The 24,103-nt window shown below is 71.7% G+C and carries 23 protein-coding genes and 1 pseudogene; 10 read left to right on the top strand and 14 right to left on the bottom strand.

Annotated elements, in window-relative coordinates:
• The first annotated feature begins 103 nt into the window (after positions 1–103).
• From AB0B50_RS25290 to AB0B50_RS25300, 3 genes and pseudogenes are all read left to right on the top strand, one after another.
• Positions 104–1,612, top strand: a complete 1,509-nt coding sequence (locus tag AB0B50_RS25290) for an FUSC family protein (RefSeq protein ID WP_362336844.1) — start codon at positions 104–106, stop codon at positions 1,610–1,612.
• A gap of 33 nt (positions 1,613–1,645) precedes the next feature.
• A pseudogene (locus AB0B50_RS25295) lies at positions 1,646–2,254 on the top strand (FUSC family protein); the annotation flags it as partial.
• Positions 2,255–2,582: 328 nt separating this feature from the next.
• Positions 2,583–3,626 (top strand): lactonase family protein, encoded by a 1,044-nt coding sequence (locus tag AB0B50_RS25300; RefSeq protein WP_362336139.1) that lies wholly within the window; start codon positions 2,583–2,585, stop codon positions 3,624–3,626.
• 75 nt (positions 3,627–3,701) lie between these two features.
• Here the strand turns inward: AB0B50_RS25300 and AB0B50_RS25305 are convergent, their stop codons facing one another.
• The 9 genes from AB0B50_RS25305 to AB0B50_RS25345 form a co-directional block, all read right to left on the bottom strand.
• On the bottom strand, positions 3,702–4,646 hold the full coding sequence (locus AB0B50_RS25305) for a hypothetical protein (protein WP_362336142.1): 945 nt from the start codon (positions 4,644–4,646) through the stop codon (positions 3,702–3,704).
• Positions 4,647–4,741: 95 nt separating this feature from the next.
• Positions 4,742–5,740, bottom strand: a complete 999-nt coding sequence (locus tag AB0B50_RS25310) for a BadF/BadG/BcrA/BcrD ATPase family protein (RefSeq protein ID WP_362336144.1) — start codon at positions 5,738–5,740, stop codon at positions 4,742–4,744.
• Positions 5,737–6,414 carry a uracil-DNA glycosylase gene (locus tag AB0B50_RS25315; protein ID WP_362336147.1) on the bottom strand — a complete coding sequence of 226 codons (678 nt, stop codon included), beginning with the start codon at positions 6,412–6,414 and terminating at the stop codon, positions 5,737–5,739. The genes AB0B50_RS25310 and AB0B50_RS25315 overlap by 4 nt, the downstream gene beginning before the upstream one ends.
• Positions 6,415–6,447: 33 nt before the next feature.
• Positions 6,448–7,533, bottom strand: coding sequence for an exo-alpha-sialidase (locus AB0B50_RS25320; protein ID WP_362336150.1), 1,086 nt, complete (start codon positions 7,531–7,533; stop codon positions 6,448–6,450).
• 90 nt (positions 7,534–7,623) lie between these two features.
• Positions 7,624–8,556 (bottom strand): homocysteine S-methyltransferase, encoded by a 933-nt coding sequence (gene mmuM, locus AB0B50_RS25325; RefSeq protein ID WP_362336153.1) that lies wholly within the window; start codon positions 8,554–8,556, stop codon positions 7,624–7,626.
• Positions 8,553–10,634 (bottom strand): ABC transporter ATP-binding protein, encoded by a 2,082-nt coding sequence (locus AB0B50_RS25330; protein WP_362336156.1) that lies wholly within the window; start codon positions 10,632–10,634, stop codon positions 8,553–8,555. The genes mmuM and AB0B50_RS25330 overlap by 4 nt, the downstream gene beginning before the upstream one ends.
• A 17-nt stretch (positions 10,635–10,651) precedes the next feature.
• Positions 10,652–11,566, bottom strand: a complete 915-nt coding sequence (locus AB0B50_RS25335) for an ABC transporter permease (protein ID WP_362336159.1) — start codon at positions 11,564–11,566, stop codon at positions 10,652–10,654.
• A complete protein-coding gene (locus tag AB0B50_RS25340; protein WP_362336162.1) occupies positions 11,563–12,522 on the bottom strand; it encodes an ABC transporter permease in 960 nt (319 codons plus the stop codon). Before AB0B50_RS25340 ends, AB0B50_RS25335 begins: the two co-directional genes overlap by 4 nt.
• On the bottom strand, positions 12,519–14,369 hold the full coding sequence (locus AB0B50_RS25345) for a peptide ABC transporter substrate-binding protein (protein WP_362336165.1): 1,851 nt from the start codon (positions 14,367–14,369) through the stop codon (positions 12,519–12,521). The genes AB0B50_RS25340 and AB0B50_RS25345 overlap by 4 nt, the downstream gene beginning before the upstream one ends.
• A 207-nt stretch (positions 14,370–14,576) precedes the next feature.
• On the opposite strand from AB0B50_RS25345, the gene AB0B50_RS25350 reads away from it, so the two are divergent.
• The 3 genes from AB0B50_RS25350 (at position 14,577) to AB0B50_RS25360 (ending at position 18,291) form a co-directional block, all read left to right on the top strand.
• Positions 14,577–15,797 carry an ROK family transcriptional regulator gene (locus AB0B50_RS25350; protein ID WP_362336168.1) on the top strand — a complete coding sequence of 407 codons (1,221 nt, stop codon included), beginning with the start codon at positions 14,577–14,579 and terminating at the stop codon, positions 15,795–15,797.
• On the top strand, positions 15,794–17,368 hold the full coding sequence (locus AB0B50_RS25355; protein ID WP_362336171.1) for a M81 family metallopeptidase: 1,575 nt from the start codon (positions 15,794–15,796) through the stop codon (positions 17,366–17,368). The genes AB0B50_RS25350 and AB0B50_RS25355 overlap by 4 nt, the downstream gene beginning before the upstream one ends.
• A gap of 77 nt (positions 17,369–17,445) precedes the next feature.
• A complete protein-coding gene (locus tag AB0B50_RS25360; RefSeq protein WP_362336174.1) occupies positions 17,446–18,291 on the top strand; it encodes a transporter substrate-binding domain-containing protein in 846 nt (281 codons plus the stop codon).
• Here the strand turns inward: AB0B50_RS25360 and AB0B50_RS25365 are convergent.
• Together AB0B50_RS25365 and AB0B50_RS25370 are read right to left on the bottom strand one after the other, a co-directional pair.
• Positions 18,209–19,000: a DUF4132 domain-containing protein gene (locus tag AB0B50_RS25365; RefSeq protein ID WP_362336177.1), complete on the bottom strand. Its 792-nt coding sequence runs from the start codon at positions 18,998–19,000 to the stop codon at positions 18,209–18,211. The genes AB0B50_RS25360 and AB0B50_RS25365 overlap by 83 nt on opposite strands.
• Positions 19,001–19,049: 49 nt before the next feature.
• Positions 19,050–19,616 carry a DUF6886 family protein gene (locus AB0B50_RS25370; RefSeq protein ID WP_362336180.1) on the bottom strand — a complete coding sequence of 189 codons (567 nt, stop codon included), beginning with the start codon at positions 19,614–19,616 and terminating at the stop codon, positions 19,050–19,052.
• Positions 19,617–19,687: 71 nt separating this feature from the next.
• On the opposite strand from AB0B50_RS25370, the gene AB0B50_RS25375 reads away from it, so the two are divergent.
• Entirely contained in the window at positions 19,688–19,993 is a 306-nt protein-coding gene (locus tag AB0B50_RS25375) for a DUF6479 family protein (RefSeq protein ID WP_362336183.1), read from the top strand.
• A gap of 176 nt (positions 19,994–20,169) precedes the next feature.
• Here AB0B50_RS25375 and AB0B50_RS25380 read toward each other — a convergent pair whose 3' ends face one another.
• Positions 20,170–20,415 carry a WhiB family transcriptional regulator gene (locus tag AB0B50_RS25380; protein WP_362336186.1) on the bottom strand — a complete coding sequence of 82 codons (246 nt, stop codon included), beginning with the start codon at positions 20,413–20,415 and terminating at the stop codon, positions 20,170–20,172.
• A 115-nt stretch (positions 20,416–20,530) separates the two neighbouring features.
• Between AB0B50_RS25380 and AB0B50_RS25385 the strand changes: the two genes are divergently transcribed.
• From AB0B50_RS25385 to AB0B50_RS25395, 3 genes are all read left to right on the top strand, one after another.
• Entirely contained in the window at positions 20,531–20,914 is a 384-nt protein-coding gene (locus AB0B50_RS25385) for a VOC family protein (RefSeq protein WP_362336188.1), read from the top strand.
• 159 nt (positions 20,915–21,073) lie between these two features.
• Positions 21,074–21,760 (top strand): hypothetical protein, encoded by a 687-nt coding sequence (locus AB0B50_RS25390; protein WP_362336191.1) that lies wholly within the window; start codon positions 21,074–21,076, stop codon positions 21,758–21,760.
• A 16-nt stretch (positions 21,761–21,776) separates the two neighbouring features.
• Positions 21,777–22,760 (top strand): transporter substrate-binding domain-containing protein, encoded by a 984-nt coding sequence (locus AB0B50_RS25395; protein ID WP_362336193.1) that lies wholly within the window; start codon positions 21,777–21,779, stop codon positions 22,758–22,760.
• A gap of 20 nt (positions 22,761–22,780) precedes the next feature.
• On the opposite strand, the gene AB0B50_RS25400 is transcribed toward AB0B50_RS25395, so the two are convergent.
• Positions 22,781–22,963: a hypothetical protein gene (locus AB0B50_RS25400; RefSeq protein ID WP_362336196.1), complete on the bottom strand. Its 183-nt coding sequence runs from the start codon at positions 22,961–22,963 to the stop codon at positions 22,781–22,783.
• 364 nt (positions 22,964–23,327) lie between these two features.
• A complete protein-coding gene (locus AB0B50_RS25405; RefSeq protein WP_362336199.1) occupies positions 23,328–24,101 on the bottom strand; it encodes an ABC transporter permease in 774 nt (257 codons plus the stop codon).
• Positions 24,102–24,103: the final 2 nt, after the last annotated feature.

Below are 24,103 nucleotides of genomic sequence, written 5' to 3' on the forward strand. Positions count from 1 at the left end.
GGCAGGTAGATGGTGTGATGTGTCTGTCGATGGCGCTGCGGATCTCCGCGGCGCCTTTTTCATGTGGGCAAGTCGGGCAGGTCGTGGAAGGGGCGGGGAATCCGTGCTGAAGAGGGTGTTCGTGGCGCCGGATCCGGGGCGGGCGCGGTTGCGCTTCGCCTCGCGTGCTGTCCTCGGCATCACGTTGGCGGTCGCCGTGTGCGGGCTCGCCGGACATTCGCTCGTTGCAGCGATCACCGGTGGGCTCGCCGCCCTCCTCGCGCTCTTCACCGTCACGGACGCGACCGTGCGGGGCCAGGCGGTCACCACCGCGCTGCTGCCCGTCGTCGGCTTCCCTGTGCTGGCCCTGGCGGCGGGACTGCACGACTACCCCGTGGCGCGGGACTTTGCCTTCCTGGCCGTCATGGGGGTCGGCGTGTACGCGCGACGGTGGGGGCCGCGCGGGCACTCGCTCGGCGTATTCGCCTTTATGACCTTCTTCGCCACTCAATTCCTCCACGCTGAGGTGCGGCAGCTGCCCCAGCTCTACGCAGCGGTCCTGTTGTCCTTGACGGCTTCCTCCGTCGTGCGCTTCGGGCTGTGGTGCTACGAGCGTCGGCAGCCGGTCGTAGCAGCGCCTGCTCCGCCGGCAGGCGAGGGGCTGGCGCGGGCCACCACGCGGCAGGCGATACAGGCCACGGCCGGTGGCGCCTTCGCGCTCGCCGTGGGGCAGGTGCTGTCCGGCGAGCGTTGGTACTGGGCGGTGGGCGCTACCTGGTGGGTCTTCGTGAACACGACCTCTCGGGGCGAGACGCTCGTTCGGGGATTCCGCAGGGTCCTCGGGACGCTCTTCGGCATCGCGGCAGGTCTCGTTCTCGTCGTACCGCTGAACGGTGCACCCGTGCCCAGCGCCTTGCTGGTCGCGGTCAGTGTTTTCGGGATCTTCTACACGGCAGCGGTGTCGTACTCGTGGATGATGCTCTCGGTGACGGTGCTGGCCGGCTCTCTGTACGGCCTTCTCGGAGTACTGGATGCGAGCCTGCTCGGACTGCGGCTGGCCGAGACGGGCGTGGGCGCCCTCGGTGCGGTACTCGCCGTGCTGCTGATCCTGCCCATCACGACCCACGCCACGACTGACGCCTGGGTCGAGCGCGCGCTCCGCTGCGTGCACGCCTGCACCGCAGAAGCGGCAGCACGCCTTGCGGGCTCGGAGTCTGCCGACCCCGCCCCGCGGGTCGCGGAACTGGAAGCCCTGCTCGGGCGGGTGCGCCTCTCCTTGGCTCCGCTCGTGCATCCGCTCAGCCCGCTGCGGGAACGAAAGGGGCGTGCTCTGCGAGTGCTCGCTCTGCTCGATGTCTGTGCGCGTGAGGTGCGCGGGCTGGCGTCCATTGCCGGCGACCCGGAGGCGTCCCACGATGCCCGACTCGCTGCCGCGTGCTGGCGCGTCGAGGCTGCGGTCGAAGCCCTGACGACGAGGGGATCGGTGCCGGGGAAGCCCGAGGCGGCCGGTGATCTGCTTCATGCTGCGGTTGCCGAGCCGGCACTCGCTCATCTGCACAGCCTGGAGAAGGCTCTGGTCGACCTTGCGGCGCCGTTGCAGCGAACGAGGTGTGCACCGGCGATCGGCGGCTGACTACGGGCGTGATCGGCAAAGGCGCGCGGCGCGGGGGCGCTCGGCGTGGTCCTCGCGGTGCTCTTCGTCCTGCCCGTGACGACCCACGCCACCACGAACGCCTGGATCCAGCGTGCCCTGCGGTGCGTGCGCGCCCGCACCGCCGAGGCCGCCGCCCGGCTCGGCAGTTCCGCGACCGCCGATCCCGCGTCGCGCGTCGCCGAGCTGGAGCGGCTCCTGGGCAGGGTACGGCTCGTGCTCGCCCCGCTGGTGCACCCGCTCAGCCCGCTGCGGGCCCGCAAGGAGCGTGCCCATCAGGGGCTCGCGCTGCTCGACGCCTGCGCCCACGAGGTGTGCGGGCTCGCCTCGATCGCCGCGGACCCCGTTGCCTCGCACGCCGACCGGCTCGCCGCCGCCTGCTGGCGCGTCGAGGCCGCAGCGGAGGCCGCAGCGGAGGCCGCAGCGGAGGCCGCAGTGGAGGCGGCCGTGGACGGGCTGACCGCGCGGGACAGGGCCCGCCGCCCGGACGCCGTCGCGGCCGCCGCCGTGCCGCACGCCCCGGCCGTCGAGACCGCGCTCGCCCACCTGCACGGTCTGGAGAAGGCACTCGCCGAGCCGGCCGTGCCCCTGAGCCAGCCCACGAGGGCGCTGCTCGGCGCGTGATCCGGACCCCTGTACTCCGTATCAGTCATGTGCTTCTGGCACATACAAGGTGGATCATGCCGTCCGCGGGGTACTCAGCGGCTGACGGACGCGGACCGGGCGGGAGCGGTTCGCGGTCGTCGCCGATCAGGATCGTCCCTGGCCGTCCAAGATCGTCCCTCGCCGTGCCCGACCGTCTCTGGCTTCCCCGACCTTCCCTCGCCGTGCCCGACCGTCCCTCGCCGCGCAAGATCGTCCCTCCGGCGGCTGCTTGGTCTAGACCGACTGCTAGCGTCGGCCGCACGAGCGGCGCCACGCACGCGGCGCCCCGGTCGAGAGGGGACAAGCAGTGGTCGTCGGCAGGCACGCCGGTCGGGCGTACATCGGATCCTTCACCGCGGCCGGAGGACCGGGTGTCCTCACCGCGGCCGTCGACCCGGACACCGGCGCGCTGACCGCCATCGGTGCCACGGACGCGGTCGCCGACCCGTCCTACCTCGCGCTCTCGCCCGCGGGCGACATGCTCTACGCGGTCAGCGAGACCACCGACGGCGCCCTCGCCGCGTTCCGGACCACGGGCGGCGCGCCCGAGCTCGCGGCGCCGCTGGTCCCGGTCGGCTCGGCACCCACCCACCTCGCCCTGCACGCCGGTCACGTCCTCACCGCCGACTACCGCTCGGGCAGCGTCACCGCCGTGCCGCTGGGCGCCGACGGTACGCCTGCCCCCGCGGCGTCGGGGCAGCTGCGGCACACCGGCTCGGGCCCGCACCCGCAGCGCCAGCAGGGCCCGCACGCCCACCAGGTCCTCCCCGACCCGAGCGGCCGCTGGGCGGTGAGCGTGGACCTCGGCACGGACTCCGTGCGCGTCTGCGCGCTGGACGGGAACGGCGATCTCACGCTGCACCGCGAGGTCGCGCTGCGCCCCGGCTCGGGCCCGCGGCACCTCGTCTTCCACCCGCGCGGCGACCGTGCGTACGTCCTGAACGAGCTCAGCCCCACCCTCACCGTCTGCGCCTGGGACGCCGAGGACGGCACGCTCAAGCCGCTCGGCGAGGTGCAGCTCCTCGTGGACGTCCCCGACGGCGACGTCTACCCCTCCGAGGTCGTCGTCGCGCCCGACGGACGGTTCCTGTGGACCGCCACGCGCGGCGCGGACGTCCTCTCGGTCCTCGCGCTCGACGAGGCGGGCGACACGCCCCGGCTGACGGCGACCGTGTCGTGCGGCGGGCACTGGCCCCGTGACCTCGCCATCGATCCCTCCGGGCGGCATCTGTACGCGGCCAACGAGCGCTCCGGAGACGTCACCTGGTTCACGATCGACCAGGAGACGGGGATTCCGAGGCAGGCGGGGGCGATCGAGGCCCCAGCGGCCTCCTGCGTGATCTTCGACTGAGACCGGAGTCCAGGACGCACGACGGGCCCGCCCCCCACATCGGGGGCGGGCCCGTTCGCGTACGGACGAGAGTGCTCAGTGCACCGGCGTGCCCGAGGGCTGCTGCGGCGTGATGCCCAGCGCCGTCGTGTACTTCGACAGCGCCAGCTTGCCGATCGCCGGGTAGGGGCCGAGCGGCTCGGCGACGGAGCAGCCCGCCTCCTTCGCCGCGGCGTCGAGCAGGCCCGCGTCGAGCTCGGGGCCGATCAGGTACGGCGCGAGCGCCAGCTGGGCCGAGCCCGAGCCGCGCAGCTGCTCGGCGGTCGCCGCGATGGCACCCTCCTGGTCGAGCGCGGCGGCCATCACCGGCACCGCGAGGCGGGCGGCGAGCAGCATGCCGGTGATCCCGGCGGCCTGCACGGCCTCCTCGCCGCCGACCGTGGCGAGCACGATGCCGTCCGCGGCGGTCGCCACGGTGAACAGGCGGGCGCGGTCGGCGCGGGCGAGTCCGGCCTCCGACAGGCGCACGTGCAGCGCCTCGGCGAGCAGCGGGTGCGGGCCGAGCACGTCGGTCAGCTCGGCGGCGGCACGGCTGTCCATGACGGCCTGGCGGATACGGCGCATCAGCGCGCTGTCGGGGCCCGCGAGCAGGGGCACGACGACCGCGACGGGTCCTTCCGGCTCGGCGACGTCGGCGCCGGCGGCGCGGGCCTGCTCGAAGCGGGCGGTGCGCTCGGCGGCCGCGCGCGCGAGCACGGACTGCAGCGAGGGGAACTCGGGGAACGACGTGACGGTGGCGTCTTCCTCACCGTCGACGTAACCGATTCTGGCGTCGAGGCCGGGCAGCTCGGAGCGGGCGATGCTCACGACTTCCTCGGCGAGGCTGCGCGTGGTGGTGCTGGGGGCGCCCGGCACGGCGAGGACCAGTGCGGGCGCGCCCTCGGGAGCCGCGACGGGCTCCGGGCGGCGGTGCCGGCCCGGCTGGCGGGGGCGCGGCATTCGTACGGGCAGGCCGGATGCGGGCCCAGTGGAGGAGCTCATGCGCCCGCATGCTACTGGCTTGCGGGCCATTGCTGTTCGGGGAGGGTACAGGTGGGCGGTATAAGTCCGTTTTTGTCTGATCAGTTACGTAGAGGTCAACTGTCGTCTTCTCCATGGACCGAGAGCATGCGCACGTCGAGGGGGAGCCGCAGCCGGTCGAAGGCCAGGTCAACCGCTATACGCAGGGCACCGTCGAGCGGATCGCCCGCGGCCGTGACCTGTCGTGCCCGCGGCAGTCGGTCCGTCAGTTCCTCGTGCAGCGGGGCGAGCAGCGGCTCGCCCATCTTGAACAGGCCGCCGGTGAGCGCCACTTCGCACCCCTCGCCCTCGGGGCAGACGGCGACGGCCGCATCGGCGATGTGGCGGGCCGCGCCCCGCAGGATGGCATCGGCCACCGGGTCGTCCACCGCGCAGCCGGCCACTTCCGGGGCGAAGGAGGCGAGGACCGCGGGTCGGTCGGTGCGCGGATAGAGCTGTCCCGGCAGGCCCGCCAGGGGGCCGAACATGTCTTCAGCGCGGGCGAGCAGGGACTTCGATCCGCCGCGGCGCCCGTCGAGCGCCCGCATCGCCGCTTCGAGTCCCGCGCGGCCGATCCAGGCACCGCCGCCGCAGTCGCCGAGCAGATGCCCCCAGCCGTCGGCGCGGTGCCAGGCCGTCAGGTCCGTGCCGATCGCGATCATGCCGGTGCCCGCGGCGACGACCGCGCCGGGGCGGTCGCCCAGCGCGCCCGCGTACGCGGTCACGGCGTCCGCGGCGAGCGCCAGGCGGCGTACGCCCAGGGCTTGTTCGAGCGCGGACGGCAGCTCGGCGCGCAGGTCGTCGCCGAGGGTCGCAAGACCCGCGGCGCCGACGGCGACCGCCGTGATCCGCCCGCCGCCCGCCCGCTCCAGCAACTCCTCGGCCATGGGCAGGAGTTGCCGTATGAAGTGCCCGGCGTCGATGCCGCGCGCCCCGGTGCGCACCGGCTCCGCGGAGCGCACCGGCTCGGGACCGCGCAGGCCCCGCGGCGTGCGCAGGGCCGCCCGCAGCCCGGAGCCGCCCGAGTCGACGCCGAGGACATACGCCTGCGGTGTCGCGGAAGCCGCCGGCGTCACGGAAGCCGCCAGTCGACCGGCTGTGCCCCCTGCTGGACCAGCAGGTCGTTGGCCCGGCTGAAGGGGCGCGAGCCGAAGAAGCCGCGGTCCGCCGACATGGGGGAGGGGTGCGAGGACTCCACCGACGGCAACTGCCCGAGCAGCGGCCTCAGATTGCGCGCGTCACGCCCCCACAGGATCGACACCAGCGGCTTCCCGCGCGCGGCGAGCGCCTTTATGGCCTGCTCGGTCACCTCTTCCCAGCCCTTGCCGCGGTGCGCGGCCGGCTTGCGCGGGGCCGTGGTGAGTGCCCTGTTGAGCAGCAGGACGCCCTGTTGTGTCCACGGCGTGAGGTCGCCGTTCGACGGCGGGGGCAGGCCCAGGTCGCTGTTCATCTCGCGGTAGATGTTGATGAGGCTGCCGGGCAGCGGGCGCACCTCCGGCGCGACCGAGAACGACAGGCCCACCGCGTGACCGGGCGTGGGGTAGGGGTCCTGGCCGACGATCAGGACGCGGACGTCGTCGAAGGGCTGCTGGAAGGCGCGCAGGACGTTCGCCCCCGACGGGAGATAGGTGCGTCCCGCGGCGATCTCCGCGCGCAGGAAGTCCCCCATCGAGGCGATCCGTTCGGCCACCGGCTCCAGGGCCTTCGCCCAGCCTGGTTCGACGATTTCATGCAAGGGTCGTGGTGCCACGGCGTCACCCTACTGCCGTAACGGCCGGGCACCTCAACCGATGGCCGCGGCCCGTACGCAGAGCACGTCCGGCAGGTGCGATGCGAGCAGTTGCCAGCTGTCGCCGTCGTCCGCCGAGGCGTACACCTCGCCGTTGCGATTGCCGAAGTAGATGCCCGCCGGGTCGCAGTCGTCGCTGCACATCGCGTCCCGCAGCACCACGCCGTAGTGATCCTCCTGGGGCAGGCCCTCGCTCAGCGGCTTCCAGCTCTTGCCCGCGTCCGCCGTGCGGTAGACGCGACAGCGGCGGTCGGCGGGGACGCGGTCGCTGTCCGCGGTGACCGGGAAGACGTACGCCGTGCCGCCGCGGTGCGGGTGCGCGACCGCCGCGAAGCCGAAGGTGGACGGGAGACCCTCGCCGATGTCCGTCCAGTGCGCGCCCGCGTCGTCGCTTCGGTACACGCCCCAGTGGTTCTGCAGGTACAGCCGGTCAGGGTCCGCCGCGTCCCGCGCGACCTTGTGCACGCACTGCCCGAACTCCGGGTTCGGCTCGGGCAGGAACACCGCGGAGACGCCCTTGTTCGACGGGGTCCAGCTCGCGCCGCCGTCCCGGGTGCGGAACACGCCCGCGGTGGACACCGCGACCGTCACCGCCTGGGCGTCGCGGGCGTCGCTCAGCACGGTGTGCAGGCCCTCACCGCCGCCGCCCGGCACCCACTTGGAGCGCGTGGGGTGCTCCCAGAGGGGACGCACCAGCTCGAAGCTCTCGCCGCGGTCCTGCGAGCGGTACAGCGCGGCGGGTTCCGTGCCCGCGTACACCACGTCGGGCTCGGCGGCCGACGGGTGCAGCTGCCAGACCCGCTCCAGTGACGCCCCGGTGTCCTTGGGGAACTTCACGGCGGGCTTCGCGGGCTCCGTCCAGCTCCGCCCGAGGTCGTCGGAGTGGAAGACGGAGGGGCCCCAGTGCGCGCTGTCGCCGCCGACCAGGAGGCGTGGGGTCGGGCCGCGGGTGTCGATGGCGACGGAGTACACCGCCTGGGCGTTGAAGTACGGGCTGTCGTCGAACTCCCAGGCGCCGCCTCGCCTGCGGCCGATGAACAGGCCTTTGCGCGTACCTACGGTCAGGATGATGTCGGCCATGCCGACCACCTCCGGGACGTCGTTGTCTCAGGTACGGCCAGTCTGCACCCCGGCACTGACAGTCTCCCCTGGACGCGGTGTCCTCGCAGGTCAGCGCCGTGTCTCCGGGCCGTGAGGAGGCGTGCCGAGGTCGTCCGCGGCCAGCTCCGCCGCCACCTCGGCGATCGTCGCGGGGCCCACCCGGCAGCACCCGCCGATCAGTCGCGCGCCCGCCGCCCGCCAGCCGGCGACCTGACCGGCCGCGAACCGCGTGGGCCCGCGCCAGGAGCGGGCCCCGGCGTCCCACGTCTCGCCGCTGTTGGGGTAGACGACCACCGGCTTGCCCGTGATCCGGGCGGCGAGCGCCACCGCCGCGTCGGCGTCGCGCGGATCGCAGCAGTTCACACCGACCGCGATCACCTCGTCCGCGTCGGCGGCGAGCGCGAAGGCCTCCTCCAGGGGCTGTCCCGCGCGCGTGTGCGTGCCCGAGACGCTGTACGACAGCCAGGCCGGGACCCCGAGGCCCCGCACCGCCCGCAGCAGCGCCCGCGCCTCGTCGGTGTCGGGGACCGTCTCCAGGGCGAGGGCGTCGGGGCCCGCCTCGGCGAGGGTCTCCAGGCGGGGGCGGTGGAAGCGCTCCAGGGCGTCCACCGTCAGGCCGTAACCACCCCGGTACTCGGAACCGTCGGCGAGCATCGCGCCGTAGGGCCCGGCCGACGCCGCAACCCATGCCTCGCGCCCGAGCCCCTCACCGGCCCGCCGCGCCAACTCCACGCTCAGGCGCAGCAGTTCGGCGGTGCGGGCCGCGTCGATGCCGTGCCGGGCGAACCCCTCGTACGTCGCCTGGTAGCTCGCGGTGATCGCGACGTCGGCGCCCGCCTCGTAGTACGCGCGGTGGGCCGCCTCGATCGCCCCGGGCTCGTCGGCGAGCAGCCGCGCGGACCACAGGGCATCGCCCAGGTCGTGCCCGGCGGCCTCCAGCTGGTTGGAGAGGCCGCCGTCGAGCACGAGCGGGCGGTGCGAGAGCGCGGCTGCGAGTTTCACACCGTCGACGCTAGCCGAGGCGCGGCCGACGGGAAGTGGCAGGCCACCTGATGGCCCGCCCCGTTCGGCGTGCTGACCGGCGGCTCGGCCGTCGCGCACACGTCCTGCGCCACGGGGCAGCGGGTGCGGAAGCGGCAGCCCGACGGGGGCTTGGCCGCCGAGGGCGTCTCGCCCTCCAGCGGTGTGCGTTCCGTACCGGCGGCCGCCTCGGGGTCGGGCAGGTTGACCGTGTCCAGGAGCCCGCGCGTGTACGGGTGCAGCGGATGCGCGTACACCTGCGCGGCCGGACCCGACTCCACGAGCTTGCCGAGGTACATCACGCCGACGGTGTCCGCCAGATGTCGTACGACGGCCAGGTCGTGCGAGATGAACAGATAGGTCAGGCCGCGCTCGCGCTGGAGCTCCCGCATCAGGTTCAGGATCTGCGCCTGCACGGACACGTCGAGCGCGGAGACCGGCTCGTCGGCGACCACCAGGTCGGGGGAGAGCGTCAACGCCCGTGCCAGGCCGAGGCGTTGACGCTGCCCGCCGGAGAACTCGTGCGGATAGCGGTGCACGGCGCCGCGCGGCAGGCCGACGGCGTCGAGGAGTTCGGCGACCAGCTTCTCCTGGTCGGCGCGGCCTCCCACGCCCTGGATGACGAGCGGCTCGCGCAGGATCTCGCCGACCCGCATGCGCGGGTCCATCGCGGCGGTGGAGTCCTGGAACATCAGCTGGACGCGGCGCCGGTGGGCGCGCCGCCGCGACCGTGACATCCGCGACGGGTCGGCGCCCTCGAAGCGCACCGCGCCGCCGGTCGGCTTCTCCAGGCCCGCGACGATCCGGCCGAGCGTCGTCTTGCCGCAGCCCGACTCGCCGACCATCCCGAACGTCTCGCCCTTGCGGATCGTGAGCGAGACCCCGCCGACCGCGCTGACCGTGCCCCTGCCGCGCGAGAACGGGCCGCCCTTGAGGGGGAACTCCTTGACCAGGGAGTCGAGTTCGAGGAGCACGGCGCCGGGGGTGCCGGTGGCGGGCGCGGGCGCGGGAACCACGACGTCGGCCTCGGACGCGGCCGAGACCGGCACCGGATGGAAGCACGCGAACCGGTGCTCCGCGCCCTGCACTTCGTCGTCGACCGGCTGTGGCTCCGTGTCGCGGCACTCGTCCGTGGCGAAGGCGCAGCGGGGCGCGAACCGGCAACCGGTGGGCCGCACACCGAGGTTCGGCGGCAGGCCGGGGATGGTGTGCAGCTCGGTGCCGCTGTCGGCCGCCCGCTCGGGCAGCGCGGCGAACAGCGCCTCGGTGTAGCGGTGGCGCGGGCGCGCGAACAGGCCGCGCACGTCCGACTGTTCGGCGACCTTTCCCGCGTACATCACCGCGACGCGGTCGACGCGGTGGGCGATGACGCCCAGGTCGTGCGTGACCAGGATCATCGCCATGCCCAGGCGGGCGCGCAGATCGTCGACGAGCTCCAGGATCTGGTGCTGCGTCGTCACGTCCAGGGCCGTCGTCGGCTCGTCGGCGATCAGCAGCTTCGGCTCGCAGACCAGCGCCATGGCGATCGCCACGCGCTGGCGCATGCCGCCGGACAGTTGGTGCGGGTAGGCCTTCATGCGCTCGGCGGGCTGCGGCATGCCGACCAGACGCAGCATCTCCTCGGCGCGCGTCCAGGCCTCCTTCCTACCGATGCCGGGGCGGTGCAGGAGCAGCGGTTCCACGACCTGCGCGCCGATCGTCATCGTCGGGTTGAGGGAGGTCAGCGGGTCCTGGAAGACCATGCCGACGGTGTTGCCGCGGACGTCCTGGAGGACGGGCGCGGGCGCGGCGGCGAGGTCGCGGCCGTCGAACAGGACGCGCCCGCCGGTCACTTGGCCGCCCGGCGGCAGCAGACCGAGGACGCTCAGCGCGGTCATGGTCTTGCCGCAGCCGGACTCGCCGACGATGCCCAGGGCCTCGCCGGGGGCGAGCGACAGGCTGACGCCGTCGAGGGCGTGGACGGTGCGCTCGCGCGAGACGATGTCGACGCTCAGGTCTTCGATGGAGAGCAGGGGTTCAGTCGTGGGCCGGGGCTCGGCCGTGAGCAGGGGCTCGGTCATCTTCGCGGTACTCCCTCTTACTTCCGCAGCCGTACGTCGAACGCGTCCCGCAGTCCGTCGCCGATGAAGTTGAACGCGGCGACGACCAGCACGATCGCGATGCCCGGCGGGAAGATCAGCCACCAGTAGCCGTTCTGGGTGTACGTGATGCCGGACGACAGCATCGAGCCCCAGTCGGCCGAGGGCGGCGGGATGCTCAGGCCGAGGAAGGCCAGATAACTCACGTAGAGAATGGCGTCGGCGACCTGGAAGGTCGCGTTCACGATCACGGTGCCGACGGCGTTCGGCACGATGTGCTTGAAGACCGCCCGCGCGCCGCCCCCGCCCATCATCCGCATCGCCTGCACGTACTCGCGGTTGCGGAGCGAGAGGGCCTCGCCGCGGACCAGGCGGGCGGGCGACAGCCACGCCACCGCTGCGATGATCATGATGAGGACGCCCTTGCTGGGCGTGATGATCGCGGCGACCACGACGAGCAGGAACATCGCCGGGATGGCGAGCGCCGCGTCCGTGATCCGCATCATCGCGGCGTCGACCCAGCCGCCGAAGTAGCCGGCGACCGCGCCGTACACGGTGCCGAAGAGCGTGGCCAACAGGCCTGCCGCCAGGCCGATTTCGAGCGACGTCCGCCCGGCGACCATCAGGCGGCCGATCATGTCGTAGCCGAGGTCGGTGGTGCCCAGGGGATGGCCGGGGCTGCCGGGCGGGAGGTTCGCCTGCGAGAGGTCGGTGTGCACCTGCTCGGTGGAGTACACGAGCGGACCCAGATAGCTGAACGCAAGGAGCAGCAGCAGGACCACCACGCCCGTCAGGGCGAGCTTGTTGCCGGTGAAGACCCGCAGGGTGCGCCGGGCCAGCGAGGGCGTGGCCTGCGCCGCTTCTTCCTGCCCGGGGGCCACGGCGGGGGCGGCCGTCGTACTCGTGGTACTCATGCCACGCTCCGTATCCGGGGGTCGAGGACGGCGTACAGGATGTCGGTGAGCAGCGAGCCGACGACGGTGGCGACACCGACGACGAGCGTCACGCCGAGCAGGACGGGGAAGTCGGACCCCTGTGCCGCGTTCCAGAACAGCAGCCCCATGCCCGGGTAGTTGAACATCGACTCGACGACGAGGGCGCCGCTGAACAGCGTCGGCAGATAGAGGCCGAGCAGGGTGGCCAGCGGGATCAGCGCGTTGCGCAGCACGTGCCTGACCATGATCCGGCGGCTCGACTGCCCCTTGGCCATCGCCGTACGCACGTATTCCTCGGTGAGGTTGTCGAGCACCGCCGAGCGCATGTAGCGGCTGAACATTGCGACGATGCCGAAGGCCATGGTGACCACCGGCAGGATCAACCCCGTGAAGTCGCCGAGGAGTTCGCCGATCGTCTCGCCCTGCGGGGCCTCCGCCGGGAAGATCGGCATCACCTGCGCGAACAGGATGATCATGATGAGGCCGAGGAAGAACACCGGCGTCGCGTACATCAGGAAGGCGAGCCCGGTGAGGGCGTAGTCCGACGCCTTGCCGCGCCGCACGGCCTGCAGCAGACCCAGCGGGACCGCGATGACCACCGCGAGCGCCGTAGAGAGCACCGTCAGGAGCAGCGTCTTGGGCAGGCGCTGCTCGAGCAGGTCGAACACCGGCGAGTTGAGCTTGAAGGACTCGCCGAGGTCGCCGGTCAGGAGCCGCTTCAGATACATCGCGTACTGCATCGGCAGCGAACGGTCGTACCCCTGCTGATGGTTGAAGTGCTCGATCTGCTGCGGGGTGCCCTTCGGGCCGAGGATGGCGCGCGCGGGGCCGCCCGGCAGCATGTGCAGGAGCACGAAGACGATGACCGACACCAGGAAGAGGACGACGATCGCCTGGAGGAAGCGCTTGACCAGAAAGCCGGAGAAGCCGGTCACTTCGCGGCTCCCTTCTTCTTGACGTAGTACCAGTGCTGGGGAGCGAAGGTGACGGTCGGGTTCTGCGAGACGCCGCGCAAGTCGTTGCGGATCACGGAGACCTGGTACGCCGGGTTGGGCATCCACATCACGGGCAGCTGCTCGGCGAGGTACTCGCCGTAGGCGTGCACGGCCTTCATGTCGGGGGAGTACTGCACGCCCCGGATGATGCGGTCGGCCTTCTTGTCGCTGTAGTTGCCGAAGTTGGCGGACGCCCCGGTCGAGAAGAGCTGCTCGCCGCTGGGGTTGAGCGGGTAGTACCAGCTGCCGGCGGTCCCGAAGAAGGACATGTCCCAGTCGCAGCCCGGGTCCTTCGCCCCGCAGGGCACGGAGTTGCCGAGCACGGAGTTGAGCGGCTGCTGACGCACGGTCAGGTCGATGCCCGCCTTGGACAGGGACGACTTGAGCTCCTGCATCATGTTCGTCGTCTCGGTCGAGCCGGACTGGGAGAGCAGGGTCAGCTCCAGCGGGGCGTTCCGCTCGATGCCCTGGCCGCACCGGTCGGCGCCGGTGCCGGGGCGTACGCAGCGCGCCGTGCCGTCCTCGATGCGCCAACCGTGCTGTGCGAGCAGCTTCTTGGCGGTGGTGACCGAGAAGGGGTACCGGTTCTTCTCCATCGGCCTGGACAAGTACTGGCTCTTCGGGGTCACCGGCACCGGGCCGAGCGTCGGGGTCGCGCTGCCCTGCCAGATGACGTCGCTCATCGCCTTCTGGTCGACGAGGTGCTGCATGGCCTGGCGGATGTAGAGCTGACGCATCAGCGGGCCCGCGTGCGTGGAGTTGAAGTTGTAGACGATGTACGTCGCCGCCCAGCCCTCCCACGGATCGACGCGGTAGCCCTTCCCCTCGAACTTCTCCTTCTGCGCCATCACCGACGGCGGGATGTAGCCGTAGTCGACGCCGCCCGAACGCAGCACGTTGTACTCGGAGTCGGCGGTCGTGAACGGCTTGAAGACCACCTTGTCGAGGTGCGGGCGCTGCGACTTCGGTCCGGTGAACCTCTCGTTCGGCACGATCGTCACCTGGCCGCTGTCCCGCCAACCCGCCAGCTTCCACGGGCCGTTGACGGTCTTCCAGAGCGGGTCGGAGCCGTACGAGCCGAGGCTCTTCGCATGCTTGGTCAGCCGCGCGAAGACCGCCTTGGCCCCTTCCGGCGTACGGTCCCAGTCGCCGATCTTCCCGCCGTCGGTCTTCGCATCCCATGCGTGCTGGGGCAGTGCCCGCATCAGCGTGAGCTGGTTGGCGGTGAACCAGTCGGGGTTGTAGGCGCGGGTGAGGTGCAGCCGCACGGTGCGGTCGTCGAGCGTCTCGAACCGCTTGACGTTGTCCGGCATCGTGCCGACCGAATAGTTGCCCCAGTCCGCCTTGTCGGCCTTGACCAGGTGGAACCAGAACTCCAGGTCGCGGGCCGTGACGGGCTTGCCGTCGGACCACTTCACGCCCTCGCGCAGCGGCACCGTCACGGTCTTGTTGCCGTCGCTGTACGTCGGCTTCAGCCCGAGCGTGCTCGGGCCGTGCGTGGTCAGCTCGCCCTTCTCCGTGTCCTCCACGGCGTCGTACACCGGCATGAACAGGAGCGACTGGATGCCGTAGTTGTACGAGGCGCCGTAGCCGGGCGCGCCGATCGGGAAGATCCAGTTGGGCGTCGCGGCGGGTGGGAGCGCCATGGTGGCCGTGCCGCCCTCGACGGGGGTGCCGCCGGTGGGCCCCATGTCGATGCGGCCGCCCTCGCGGGTGCAGCCGGTGAGGGCCGCCGCGAGGACGAGCAGCGCCGCAGCCGCGGGCCTGGCGGACCTGAGTGAGCGCATGGCGATGGGCCTCCAAGGGGGACGGAGCCTGCCCCCGTGCCGGAGAACGACGGGGCGGCGCCCGAACGCTAGGCCGCAGGTGAAAAACAAGTCAATAGGTTCATTCGGCAAGGAGTCGAAAATTCGGCAGGGGTAGTCAACTTGGTTCGTTGGAACCTAGAGTTCGTGTCGTTCTCGAACGAAGGCTTCGAAGTAAATGGGGGCGGCATGGCCGGAACACCACTCGGCGAACCAGGTTCGGCGCAGCACATCGTGCACCTGGTCTCCTCGGGGGCGGCCACCTCCCGGGCCGATCTCGTACGGGAGTTGGGCCTCGCCCCCTCGACGGTCTCCCTGCGGGTGCAGGAACTGGTCGACGCCGGCCTGCTCACGGAGTCCGGCGAGGGCGCATCGCGCGGCGGCCGCAGGCCACGGCTGCTGCGGGTGGCCGCGGACGGCGGCGTCGCCCTCGCCGCGGACCTCGGCAGCCATCACGCCAGGCTCGGCGTGGTCGACATCGGCGGCACCGTCACGGACGCCGTCGACCTGCCGCACGACATCACCGCGGGACCCGAGTCCGCCGTCGACTGGCTCTGCGGCCAGGTCGAGGAGATGGCCGACCGCCGGCGCGCCGAGGGCCGCACGGTGCGCGCGTTCGGCGTCGCCTTCCCCGGCCCCGTGCAGCCCGGCACCGGACGGGTCCTCAGCCCGTCCCGTATGCCCGGCTGGCACCGCTACCCGCTGCGCGACGTCCTCGCCGAGCGCCTCGGCATCCCCGTCACCGTCGACAACGACGCCACCATGATGGCCGTCGGCGAGCACCGCGTCCGTCCCGAGCTCGAACACCTCGTCGTGGTCAAGGCGGGGCGCGGCATCGGCAGCGGCGTCATCTCCGCGGGCCGCCCGCACGACGGGGCCAACGGCAGCGCGGGCGACATCAGTCACGTCCGCGTCGACGCCGCGGGCGACCGGCCCTGCAGCTGCGGCAACATCGGCTGCCTGGAGACCGTCGCGAGCGGCGCCGCCCTGATCCGCGAACTCGCACTGCAGGGCGTCGACGTGGCCGACACCACCGACCTGCTGCGGCTCGTCGCGGACGGCGACCCGCAGGCCACCACCCTGGTCCGTACCGCCGGACGGCACATCGGCACCGTCCTGTCCGTCGTCGTCAACTTCTTCAACCCGCAGGCCGTGGTGCTCGGCGGCGTGCTCGCCACCGCCGAACCGCTGGTCGCAGCGGTGCGCGGTGTGCTCTACGAACGCTGCCTGCCCGTCGCCACGGCCGACCTGGAGATCACCACCACCGTCACGGGACCGGACGCGGGACTGCTCGGCGCCGGGCTCACCGCGCTGCGCCACCACCTCCCCACCACGACGGCAGCCTCAGCACAGGCCGCGCCCGCACCGGCCGCCGCCCCCGCCCCCCAGGAAGAGAGCGCACCCGCATGACCCCCTCGGCAAGCCCCCGCCGCCTGCGCATCGGCATCGGCGGCATCGGCATCGAGTCGTCCACGTTCTGCCCGCACCGCTCCACCACCGACGACTTCCGCCAGACCCGCGGCCAGGACCTCCTCGACCGCTACACCTGGACGCAGGCCGGTTCCGACCTCACCGACACCGTGGAATGGGTGCCCCTGCTGCACGCCACCTCGCTGCCCGGCGGCCCGGTGGAAGCGGAGTCGTACCTGATCCTCAAGAACGAACTCGTCACCCGCATACGGGAAGCGGGCCCCCTCGACGGCCTCGTCTACGACATCCACGGCGCGATGAGCGTCATCGGCCTCACCGACGCCGAGGCCGATCTGACGGAGGCCGTCCGCGCCGCCCTCGACTTCGTCGGCACCCCGGACGGCACGGGGCGCCCGATGATCTCCACCGCCATGGATCTGCACGGCAACGTCTCGCGCCGCTTCGCCGAGCCGATCGACCTGCTCACCGCCCACCGCCTCGCCCCGCACGAGGACGCCTGGGAGACCCGCGAGCGCGCGGCCCGCAACCTCGTGCGCTGCCTGCTCGACGGGACCCGGCCGCACCGGGCCTGGGTCCAGGTCCCCGTGCTGCTGCCCGGCGAGAAGACCAGCACCCGCCTGGAGCCCGCCAAGTCCCTCTACGCCTCGCTCGCCGAGATCGAGAAGCTCCCCGGCATCCTCGACGCCGCGATGTGGGTCGGCTACGCCTGGGCCGACGAACCGCGCTGCAAGGCCGCCATCGTCGTCACCGGCGACGACGCCGAACTCGCCGCCGCCGAGGCCGAGAAGCTCGCCCGCCGCTACTGGGACGCCCGCCGCGACTTCGTCTTCGTCGGCCCGACCGGTGGTGCCGAGGAGTGCGTCGCGCAGGCCGTGGCCTCGGACAAGCGGCCCTTCCTGATCAGCGACTCGGGCGACAACCCGACGGCCGGCGGCGCGGGCGACCTCGCGTACATGCTGGGCAAGCTCCTGGAGAACGAGGCGATCCGCACCGGCCGTGTCACCGCCGTCCACCCCGGCATCACCGACCCGGGCGCCGTCGCGCGCTGCTTCGAGGCGGGTGTGGGCGCGGAGGTCACGCTGAGCGTCGGTGGCAAGGTCGACGCGAACCACGGCGGACCGTACGAACTCGCCGGCACCGTCGTCGCGTTGCAGCGCGCCGCCGACCACAAGGACCGCGCGGAGGGCGGCGCCTACGACCGGGGCGTCGACATGGCGGCCGTGCGCAGCGGCGGGCTCACGGTGATCCTCGTCGAGCGCCGCAAGCCGTTCCACACCCTCGCGGACTTCATGGGCCCCGACGAGGGCGGCCTCGGCATCGACCCCCGCACGTACGACCTGGTGGTCGTGAAGATCGGCTATCTGGAGCCTGAGCTCCACGACATGGCGGCGGACTGGCTCCTCGCCCTCACGCCCGGCGGCGTCGACCAGGACCTGCTGCGGCTCGGACACCACCGCGTGGAGCGGCCGCTGTATCCCTTCGACGAGGACGCGTACGACGCCGGGGCGCCGGACCCGACCCCCGCCCTACTGGCGCCGCTCGCTCCGTGAGAAGGGGGTTCACCTGCGGTAACGGTTCTGGCAAGTTGATCCCTTCGAGCCGTACCCGTCACCGCTGAGGAGCCCCCGTGAAGCGTGCCGCCACCCTGTCCGCCCTGGTCTGTCTGCTGGCCGTCACCGCCGCCGCGCCCGCGTCGCCCGACGCGGGACGGTCGCCCGACGCGGGACGACGGCCGGACAGCAGGCCGGACCGGCACCACGGCAGTCTCCTGGACACCGTCCCGAAGAAGGGCGTCCTGAAGGTCTGCACGACCGGCGATTACGCGCCGTTCACCAAGCTCGACCCCGCCGACCGCACCTACAGCGGCGTCGACATCAAGATGGCGCACGACCTCGCCAAGAGCCTCGACGCCAAGCCGAAGTTCGTGGCCACCACATGGGCGAACCTCACCAAGGACGTGGCGGCGCGGCGCTGCGACATCGGCGTCGGCGGCGTCTCGATCACCTTGCCGCGCGCCCGCCAGGTCTACTTCAGCGAGCCGACGCGCGAGGACGGCAAGACACCGATCGTGCGCTGCGCGGACAAGGAGAAGTTCGGGGCGGGCGCGCTGGCGGACATCGACAAGGTGGGCACGACCGTCGTCGTCAACCCCGGTGGCACGAACGAGCAGTTCGCCCGCGCCAACATCAAGAAGGCGACGATCAAGCTCCACCCGGAGAACACCACGATCTTCCAGGAGATCATCGACGGGCGGGCGGACGTGATGATGACCGACGCGAGCGAGACGCTCTACCAGTCGAAGATCCATCCCGAACTGTGCTCGCTCCACCCCGACAAGCCCTTCACCTTCTCGGAGAAGGCGTACGCGATGCCGCGCGGTGACGACGAATTCAAGGCGTACGTCGATCAGTTCGTGCACCTTGCCACGCATGACGGGACGTATGCGCAGTACGAGGCGGAGTGGATGAAGTAGATGAAATAGAGGGGGGCCGGGTCTCCTGGGCCTTGATGGCTGCTAGGCCGCCCGTGTACGCCTCGCTCTCGCGGTCGCGTGCCGCAGCTCCTCGAACTTGGCGTCGGCGTACGCACCCCACTCGCGCCGTCCCGTCGATGTCCTCAGGGCGCGGCCAGACCTCGCGGAACAGCTGGTCGAGGCCCTGCTCGACGCCCAGCTCCGCGGCGAACTCCCGCAGGTCGTCGAGGTCTTCGAGGAGCGCCGGGTGCGGAATCAGCACCTGCTCGGCGTCGAGCCGGACCGAGTCGCCGTCCAGGTCCACGATGCCGATGCCCCGCTCGGGGTCGGCGTCCCGCAGGAACCCGGCGCGCTCCACGACAGCCGAGCCGTCGGCCCCCACCGGCGCCACTACCAGGTCCCGCAACGCCCCCTGCCACGCCGCGTCCGGCCACACCCGGTCGAGCAGCCGTGCGGGGACGGGCAGCGAGCGCATCAGCCAGGTGTCCACCTGTGCGCGGCACTCCCGCTCGTGCCGCTCCAGCCGCTCGGCGAGCTGGCGCAGGCGCACCACCTCGGCGTCGTCGCGCAGTTTCGCGGGGACCTGCTTCAGCGTGCGCCCCGCGGCGTTCCTGCACAGCACCTGGGTGCCGTCCAGGGTGACCGCGTACCCACCCGCCGTCTCGACCCAGCCCCTGGCAGGACCCCTCCCAGACCTCCTGCTTTCCATGTCGATCACAGTAAGTGAGGGGTCTGACGATCCCGTTTCGGGCCCGATGTCAGGGGGCCGGCGCAGGGTCGGACACGGGGCCCGAGGGGGGTGCGGCGTTGTGCAGCCGGATGCCGCTGAAGCCGAGACCGGCGGCCGTGACGGCGCCCCAGAACTCCCAGAGGTCGTTGACGAACCGCAGTTGGATGTCGGCTTCCTGATGCAGGGCGAGGAGGTCCGTCACCGGCTCGGGCGGGCCGAGCGGCGTCACGGTCCGTGTGGCCACCCATGCGTGCGGCTCGGCTCCGCCGAAGGGGGCGAAGTCGGCCGCGGGCAGCCGGTAGGCGTAGAGCCGGGCGGTCAGGAAGCGCTCGGCCCAGGCGTATTCGATGGCGTGCACGCGCCGTTCGCGGCCGGCGCCGAGCACCACGCGCCGGTCCTCGTCGGAGGTGTCGGCTGTCACCCAGGCCATGGCGCGGGGGCACTGGCGGGGGAACCAGTACGAGGGGGCCTGGTCGGCGTCGACGGCCCAGACGTACGCCTCGCGCTGCCGGGCGGTGGCGGCGACGTGGGGGTGGAACACGGTGATGGACGGGTCCTCAGAGAAGTGCAGCACTTCGCCCGGGTTCGGTCTCATCGGGTCATGGTCTCCGCACGCGGTCCGTGCCGCACACGCTTTTGTGCTCGATGCGCGGGTACCCGGCGCGCATGACTGATCTCAGTACGGGAGAAGCGGGAGAAATGGCGGCGTCGGTGCCCCTCGGCGGACTCGCGCCGTTCCTGGCCGGTCTGGGCGTGGCCGCCCTGCTGGTCTGGGCCGTGTGGCTGGGGATCCGGGTACGGCGGAGGGAACCGCGGCCGCCGAAGCCCCAGGAGCAGCCGCGGATGCCACCCGGCGGGCCCGTGGGGGACGTCGTGGAGAACCGTGAGCCGGACGAAGTCCCCAGGGACGGCGGACGGTTGACGCCTCACCGCCTGAAGGGTTCGAGCCATGTGAGGTCCCGCCGGAAGTGACACCCACCCGGAAGTGAGCCCCACGGAGACCTACGAAGTGAGACCCACAGGGACCTGCGAAGTGAGACCCACAGAGACCTACGGGGTCACGCGCATCTACGCGTCGCGTACGGATCACGTACGGGTCACGCCCGCGCCCACCTACGGGCTACGGGCTACGGGTCACAGGCTACGGATCACGCGCGCCGCGCCCGCCGCGTCTTCCTGCGCAGCGCCGCCCGTTCCTCCGCGCAGGTGCCGCCCCACACGCCCGACGCCTGCCCGGTCCTGAGCGCCCAGGCCAGACATTGTCCGCTCACCGGGCAGCGGGCGCAGACCCGCTTGGCGGCGGCGGTGTCGCGCAGGGCGGGCCCGGCCAGGCCGACGGGAAAGAACAGGTCGGGGTCCTCGTCGGCGCAGGCGGCCCTCATCAACCACTCCATGGGCGCGCGAGTGCCCTCGGCCGGAGTCCGGAAACCGTGCTTCCCGTCTCGGTGGCGCGGCCCGTCTCGGTGGCGCGGCCCGTTTCGGAGGCGCGGCGCGGGGGACTCGCCCGCCATGACGGTCAACAAGAACACCGTGCTCGTACTGGACTGCTCGGAGCCCGAGCGGCTGGCCGAGTTCTACGCCGGACTGCTCGGCGGGGAGGTCCGGTTGAGCAAGGACCCCGACTACGTCGAGGTCGCGAGCGAGGGCGGCGTCTGCCTGGCCGTGCACAGGGAGCGCGACTACATCCCGCCGAGCTGGCCCCGCCCCGAGGACTCGCAGCAGGCGCATCTGAGGATCATGGTCGGGCGGTACGACATGGACGAGGCGGAGCGCGAGGCGGTCGGCCTGGGCGCGCGGCCCGTGGACACGAAGGACAACAACGGGCCGCGGGACACGCGTACGTACTCCGATCCGGCGGGCCACTCCTTCACGCTGGCGGCCATTCCCGAGTGAACGGCTTCCGTGGAGCCTCCACTTGAGCCGAGATGGAGCCTCCACTTGAGCCGAGAGCGGAACTCCCCCTGGGTATACGCACGTTGATGCCCATCACATCACCCTCTGTGGCATCCTTGCCGTCCACACGCATCATGCGGGCGGGGGAGGGGGCGCCACGTGGTCGCGCAGTCGAAGCCCGTTGTGCCGGGCGGTGGTGGACCGGCCCGGGAGAGCGAGGGTGGTGGGGCGCCCGACCGTGAGGGCCGGCGGTACTTCGCGGTGCTGTTCTCCGTGCACTTCATCCTGATGCTGGTCCTCGTCGGCATCGCGGTCTACGGCGACTCGGCTACGGCGGTGACGGTCGCGGGCGGCGGATTCATCGCGTACGTATCGGCCATGACGCTCTACGCGCGTCGGGACGAACGACAGGAAGTCACCCACCATCTGCTGGCGTTCCTCGCCGCGCTCGTCGTCGCGGCGGTCGTCGGGGGCGTCGTGTGGTGGCTCCGCGCGGCGCAGCCCGATGACGTGACGGGGAGCGCGAGCCTGAAGGGCGGGACGCTCGGCGCGGGGTCGGTGGCGCGGCTCGTGGTGGACGAGAAGCCGGGCGGCAGCGACGAGTTGAAGGTGACGTTCGCGGCACGGGACAGTGTGGCGGGTGCATCGCCGTGCCTGCGGCTGGGAAAGCTGAGGTTCCAGGGCGGGGACGTCGGGGAGACGGATCCGGTGGCCCTGGAGGAGACGCTCACCGTCACCCTCGGCCTTGACGACCCCGGCCCCGAGGTGTCGGTCGACATCCAGCTGGTCGGCAGCGCCGACTGCCGGGTCAAGCTCACGCTCGAGAAGGCGGAGTACCGCCGGTAGCCCAAGGAGAGTGCCCATGCCGCACAGCGTGTCGTCGCCCGGCAGAGTGCCGTGTCCTCGTCTCCTCGCCGCCGTCTGCCTGTCCGCGCTGGCTCTGGTCACGGCGTGCGGCGGCGGCTCGGGCGACGGGTCGGACGGCGCATCGCCGACCCGGACCACCGACTCCCGGGCACGTGCGCAGGAGTCGTTGTTCGACCAGCAGACGCTCAACATCGCGGTGAAGAAGGGGCAGCCGGGGTTCAGCACGCGCAGCGAGGAGGAGGACGACTTCGCCGGGTTCGAGGCGCAGTTGGTGCAATTCCTGAGTACGGACCTGGACTTCAAGGCGGCGGACTGGGACGTCCAGTCGCGCAACCGCGAGAAGGTGCTGCGCGAACGCAGCATGGACCTGGTGGTGGCCACGTACTCCATCACGGCGCCCCGCGACAAGGAGGTCGACTTCACCGCGCCCTATCTCAAGACGTACCAAGGGGTGCTCGTCCGCAAGAACGAGAACCGCATCAAGAGGTTGGCGGACGTCGACGGCAAACGGGTCTGCAGCGTGCGGGGTTCGACCGGCGACCCCGAGAGCGAACGGGACGCGAAGGCGAGGAAGTCGGTGCGGGACGCGCTGGGCCCGAACGTGGTGGCCGAGTTCCGCAACAGCTACAAGACCTGCGTCAAGGAGCTCACGCGCGGCAACTTCGAGGCGGTCTGGACGGACAAGATCATCCTTGAGGGCTTCGCGCAGGACCCGCGCTACCACGACGACGTCGAGGTGGTCCGGAACATCACGGTGAAGAAGCTGCAGTTCTACGGGATAGGCCTGAGGGAGGGCCACGAGGCGGACTGCCACAAACTGAACGACGCCCTCAAACGCTTCCTCGACACCCAGTGGGCGCTGGCGTTCAGGGCCCACTTCCCCAGCATCACGGAACGAGTGGCGGGCTACGAACAGCAGTACAAGCCGACGGACGACGAGTTCGAGGCCCTGGCCAAGACATCGTGCGGGGGCAAGTAGGCGAAGCGCGTCTTCAGGCATCACCGCTTCTTCCAGAACGCCATCAGGTCCGCCAACGCGCGGATGATCTCCGGCCGTTCGGCCGCGTCCGCGCGTCGCAGGCTGATGACGAGCGACAACAGGATCATCGCGACGAAGAGGCCGACGACGTAGAGGAAGATCGTCGGGGTGGCGACAGCCACTTGCTCCAGCACGGCCCACATACCGCCTCCCGGGACGGTCCAGCCGCCGCTTCCGAGAGGACTCCGCCGGGAGCGAAGATCCCAACGAAGGCAGGCGGACGCCTGTCATGACGCAGTGCCCGCCGACTGCGCCCCCCGGACGACCGGAGGCTTCGTTGAGACCTTGAACCACACAGGTGCTGTTCGGCGCGGGCTGGCGACCCCTGCCATTGCAGTGGCCAGGGGTCGCGGTCACGAAGCGACATGGCGGGCAACGGCTGAGACGTTGCCCCCAAGAGGCCTCGCGCCCTACCACTGTAAGAGTGCGTGTGGACCGATGACAACAAGAGGGTTGACGTCAACCTGCTTAAGTGGACGTACAGTTGAGCGCCTGCCGTATACCTGCCTACGCGTCCCTCCGCCTCAGCGACCACCACCCCGTGAGCACGGCCGCCCCCGCCCACAGGGCCGTCACCCCGAGGCCCGTCAGTGGGGCCAGGTCGCTCGGGGGGTCTGCGTACAGGACCTGTTGGCCCGCGCGGTCGGGGAGGTAGTCGGCTGCCGAGCCCGATGCCTCGCCCAGGACCATCGAGACGACGAGGATGAACGGGATCAGGATGCTCAGCGTGGCGAGACCGCTGCGGAGGGCCGTCGTCAGGCCGGCCGCGAAGAGGGCCATCAGAGCGAGGTAGACGGCGCCGCCCAGGCAGGCCCGCAGAGTGTCGCCGTCGCCCGGGCCCCGCGCCGCCTCGCCCAGGAAGGCGCTGCCGCCCAGGAACGACACGAACGTCGTCGCCAGGCCCATCGCCAGCGCGAGGCCCGCCACGTTCGCGAGCTTCGCGGCGTAGAACAGGCCCCGGTTCGGCACCGCCGTCAGCGAGGCGCGGATGGCGCCGCCCTGGTACTCGGACGACACCGACATCGTGCCGAAGGAGATCGCCGCGATCTGGCCCAGGTCGAGGCCGATGAAGACGGAGAAGAGCGCGTCGAAGTCGGCGCTGTCCGCCTCGGAGTCGCCCGTCGCCGCGTTGGCCGCGACGGCGAACCCCACCGTCAGCAGGAAGACGGCGAGCAGTGACCACACGGTCCCGCGCAGGGTCCTGATCTTGATCCACTCTGAGCGGAGCACGGCTGCGGTGGACGTGGAGGTGGGCGTGGATGTCGATGTGGATGTGGGCATCG

Source organism: Streptomyces sp. NPDC041068, assembly GCF_040647455.1.
In the GTDB taxonomy this organism is placed as follows: Bacteria; Actinomycetota; Actinomycetes; order Streptomycetales; family Streptomycetaceae; genus Streptomyces.

What these genes read in the sequence shown, in the direction of transcription:
- AB0B50_RS25380 (WP_362336186.1), bottom strand. Translation starts at nt 20,415, where the DNA reads ATGGAGTGGTTGATGAGGGCCGCCTGCGCCGACGAGGACCCCGACCTG.
- AB0B50_RS25305 (WP_362336142.1), bottom strand. Translation starts at nt 4,646, where the DNA reads ATGAGCTCCTCCACTGGGCCCGCATCCGGCCTGCCCGTACGAATGCCG.
- AB0B50_RS25335 (WP_362336159.1), bottom strand. Translation starts at nt 11,566, where the DNA reads ATGAGTACCACGAGTACGACGGCCGCCCCCGCCGTGGCCCCCGGGCAG.
- AB0B50_RS25370 (WP_362336180.1), bottom strand. Translation starts at nt 19,616, where the DNA reads ATGAGACCGAACCCGGGCGAAGTGCTGCACTTCTCTGAGGACCCGTCC.
- AB0B50_RS25345 (WP_362336165.1), bottom strand. Translation starts at nt 14,369, where the DNA reads ATGCGCTCACTCAGGTCCGCCAGGCCCGCGGCTGCGGCGCTGCTCGTC.
- AB0B50_RS25320 (WP_362336150.1), bottom strand. Translation starts at nt 7,533, where the DNA reads ATGGCCGACATCATCCTGACCGTAGGTACGCGCAAAGGCCTGTTCATC.
- AB0B50_RS25350 (WP_362336168.1), top strand. Translation starts at nt 14,577, where the DNA reads ATGGCCGGAACACCACTCGGCGAACCAGGTTCGGCGCAGCACATCGTG.
- AB0B50_RS25385 (WP_362336188.1), top strand. Translation starts at nt 20,531, where the DNA reads ATGACGGTCAACAAGAACACCGTGCTCGTACTGGACTGCTCGGAGCCC.
- AB0B50_RS25375 (WP_362336183.1), top strand. Translation starts at nt 19,688, where the DNA reads ATGACTGATCTCAGTACGGGAGAAGCGGGAGAAATGGCGGCGTCGGTG.
- AB0B50_RS25365 (WP_362336177.1), bottom strand. Translation starts at nt 19,000, where the DNA reads ATGGAAAGCAGGAGGTCTGGGAGGGGTCCTGCCAGGGGCTGGGTCGAG.
- AB0B50_RS25405 (WP_362336199.1), bottom strand. Translation starts at nt 24,101, where the DNA reads ATGCCCACATCCACATCGACATCCACGCCCACCTCCACGTCCACCGCA.
- AB0B50_RS25355 (WP_362336171.1), top strand. Translation starts at nt 15,794, where the DNA reads ATGACCCCCTCGGCAAGCCCCCGCCGCCTGCGCATCGGCATCGGCGGC.
- AB0B50_RS25330 (WP_362336156.1), bottom strand. Translation starts at nt 10,634, where the DNA reads ATGACCGAGCCCCTGCTCACGGCCGAGCCCCGGCCCACGACTGAACCC.
- AB0B50_RS25395 (WP_362336193.1), top strand. Translation starts at nt 21,777, where the DNA reads ATGCCGCACAGCGTGTCGTCGCCCGGCAGAGTGCCGTGTCCTCGTCTC.
- AB0B50_RS25400 (WP_362336196.1), bottom strand. Translation starts at nt 22,963, where the DNA reads ATGTGGGCCGTGCTGGAGCAAGTGGCTGTCGCCACCCCGACGATCTTC.